This is a genomic window from Bifidobacterium sp. POST2/T3 (B1), assembly GCF_058197115.1.
This window is the reverse complement of the sequence record NZ_JBVPQK010000317.1, coordinates 1-2,995: the sequence shown is the minus strand read 5'-3', so window position 1 is coordinate 2,995 and position 2,995 is coordinate 1. Positions and strand designations below refer to the sequence as shown.

Below are 2,995 nucleotides of genomic sequence, written 5' to 3'. Positions count from 1 at the left end.
AATTTATGGAAGACTTTTAACCGTCACGCAAGCAATACTTGTATTGCGTCTCAGTGTAAAGTTCGCTGTAGCTTTTCGCGTTGTGGATTCGTATGGTGCTCGGGGTTTCGTCGGGCTGTGGATTGGGGTTGGGTATGGCTGGTGAGTTTCTGTCCCTTGAGGGTGTCTCCTATCATTACGGTTCGGGCGGGGCCGGCATCACCGACGTGTCCCTGCAATGCCCGCCTGGGTCGTGGACGGCGATCATGGGGCCCTCGGGCGCGGGCAAGTCGACCCTGCTGAATTGCGCCTCGGGCCTGCTGCCGGTCGACCAGGGCTTGGTGCACATCGGGCAGCATGACCTGGCCCGGATGGGAGAGGCCGACCTGACACGTGTCAGGCGTGACCTGATCGGGTTCGTGTTTCAGGACTACAACCTCGTCGAAGCGTTCACATGCCTGCAGAACGTGATGCTGTCCTTCCTCTTCGGCGGGCCGCGCATCGAGGTCGACGACGCCGTGCGGGCCCTGCAGGCGGTGGGTCTGGATGGTTTCGCCGACGTCTATCCCTCGGACATGTCGGGCGGGCAGCGGCAGCGTGTGGCGGTGGCCAGGGCTTTGGCCTCGAGGCCCTCGGTCGTCTTTGCCGACGAGCCGACGGGCGCCCTGGACACCGCCGGCTCCCAGCTGGTGCTGGACGCCTTCGGCCAGGTGGCGGCGCGGGGGTCCACGGTGCTGATGGTGACCCACGACCCGGATGTGGCGGCCCGTGCTGGCAGCACCGTGTTCCTGGTCGACGGCCGCATCCACTCGGTGTGGTCGGGCTGCACGGCCGAGCAGCTGGCCATGCACCTGGCCGAGACCACGTTGAGCGGGGCCGACCGGTGAGCGCGGGCATGGCCTCCCCGGCCCAGCAGGCGAGCCGACCCTGGCGCAAGCGGCCAACAAGGGCCAGCCTGTCCTTCTCCCTGGTCAGGGCCCACCGCTCCTCCTACTGGATCATGTGCCTGGCCGTGTTCGCCGCCACGACCCTGTCCTGCGCGACCCTGCAGGCACGTCAGGCGGGCCTGGCCTACGACGGCCTGCACGGCCTGGAGGGCCTGAACGCCTACCACCGCATTCTGACCAAGGCCTACTACGACCTGGCATTGAACACTGTGTCGCTGATCGCGCTGGTGTTCTGCCTGCTGGTGACGGTGTTCCTGGTCCTGTCATCGGTGTCCTTCCTGGTCCAGGAAAGGCGCCGGGAATACGGCCTGATGCGGCTCAACGGCGCCTCGGGCAAACAGGTCGTGGCCATGGCCCTGCGAGAGTTCTCCCTGCCCCTGGCCCTGGCCGACGCCGCGGGATGCCTGGCCGGATCCCTGCTGACCGTTCCTGTGGGCATGGCCTTCATAAGGGCCATGGGCACCACGGACATCGACCTGCTCTTCCACCCCAGGGCCCGCCTGTGGGTGGCGGCCGTGGCCTTCGCCCTGATGATGGCGGTCTGCCTGCTGGGCGTGTGGCTGGCCACGCGCAGGTTCGGGGCCGAGACCCCCCTGAAGCTGATGACACAACCGGCCGTCAAGGACAAAAAGGCCAGCCGGTTGCGGATCGTATGCTCCCTGGCCCTGTTCCTAGCCTCTATCACGGTCGCCTTCATGCCGGTCGACCGCTCGGAGTTCTACGACCGGCTGCTGGGCTTGATCGTCCTACTGATAATCACCGTGTACGTGGCCGCCCCCCTGCTGGTCCCCCCGGTAGCATCCCTGCTGGGCCTGCTGGCCGAAAAAACCGCGGCCGGACCGGGCCTGCTGGCCCGGCAACGGGTCCGCAGGGGCAGGGCAGGCGCCACGGCCATAGCGTTGCCGGCCATGATGGCGCTGACCATTCTGGTCTCCTTCATCCTCATCATGCAGGCGGGCCGCATGAGCTCGGTGGTGCTCAGCATCGAGCCCATGAAGGCCGACGTGGTGGCCTCCTCGGACGACCTGTCCCAGGCCGGCAGGATCTCGCGCACGCTGCAGGGGCTCGGACGGGAGGTCGGCACAGCCGACATCTACCAGACCCAGCAATGGGTCCTGACCGACAAGCACGGAAACATCCAGATGGACACCTTCCCCCAGGTCACCTGGGCCCAGGCCCGTGACCTGGCCGACCCCAGCCACAAGGACACCGCCCCCAAGGTGCTCCAGGGCAGCCTGGCCGACCTGGGCGCCGGCAAGGTGGCCATAAGCAGAGCATACGACAACCAGCGCAAGCCGGGCGACACGATCACCCTCATCGACCGCCACGACAAAAGACACCAGGTCCAGGTCGTGGCCGTCATCGAGCCGCCCAAGACCACCCCCCACGTGAACATGGACATGCTCACGACCGAGGATGGCCTGCCCAGGGAGGGCGAGAACGGCCGACTGTACGCCTTCATCACCGCCCGCGACCACACCCAGGCCGACGACATAGCCCAACAGATAAGGGACACCACCCACAAGATCACCGCCTTGAACAGGCAGGACTTCATCGACGACTACATCAAGACCAGCATCAAGGAGCAGCAGGGAACACCGCTCATGATAGCCGGCGGCACCATCCTGGCCCTGATATTCCTCGTCCAATCTATAGCCATAGGAATCAGCGAACGACGCATGCAGAACCGGCGCCTCAACCAGATGGGCGTCACCCGCGGCGCCCTCGCCTGGTCAGCGGCCATCGAGACCACACTCGACGTCACCGCCGGCATCATCCTCTCCCTCGTCGCCGTGGCCATCACCGAGGCATCCGTGGCGATAAGCTTCGTCCGGGACGGGGTCGGCATACAACACACACCCATCATCGCAGACATCTTCCTACCCATGTCCCTCCTGCTCCTGGCCGTCGCCATAGCCACCACCATCCTCTGCACACGCCTCACCCACAAGAACCAACCCACAAAACACTAGAGGCCAGGCCAACCATGAACTTTATCCACGTCGTCAGGAAATACATGCCGGGGCACATTCTTGCATACACGGCAAGCCTTCTGCTGGGAATCCTCG

General features: G+C 65.2%; 2 protein-coding genes. Both read left to right on the top strand.

Annotated features, from left to right (window positions below; translation table 11 throughout):
• The first annotated feature begins 134 nt into the window (after positions 1-134).
• Complete coding sequence (locus tag AC0AP0_RS11015; protein ID WP_029676375.1) at positions 135-866, top strand: ABC transporter ATP-binding protein; 732 nt, start codon at positions 135-137, stop codon at positions 864-866.
• Entirely contained in the window at positions 863-2,899 is a 2,037-nt protein-coding gene (locus AC0AP0_RS11010) for an ABC transporter permease (protein ID WP_033512067.1), read from the top strand. Before AC0AP0_RS11015 ends, AC0AP0_RS11010 begins: the two co-directional genes overlap by 4 nt.
• The last annotated feature ends 96 nt before the right edge of the window (positions 2,900-2,995 follow it).

Bases quoted from the DNA above. Each gene is read 5' to 3' on its own strand.
- AC0AP0_RS11015 (WP_029676375.1), top strand. From the start codon at position 135: ATGGCTGGTGAGTTTCTGTCCCTTGAGGGTGTCTCCTATCATTACGGT.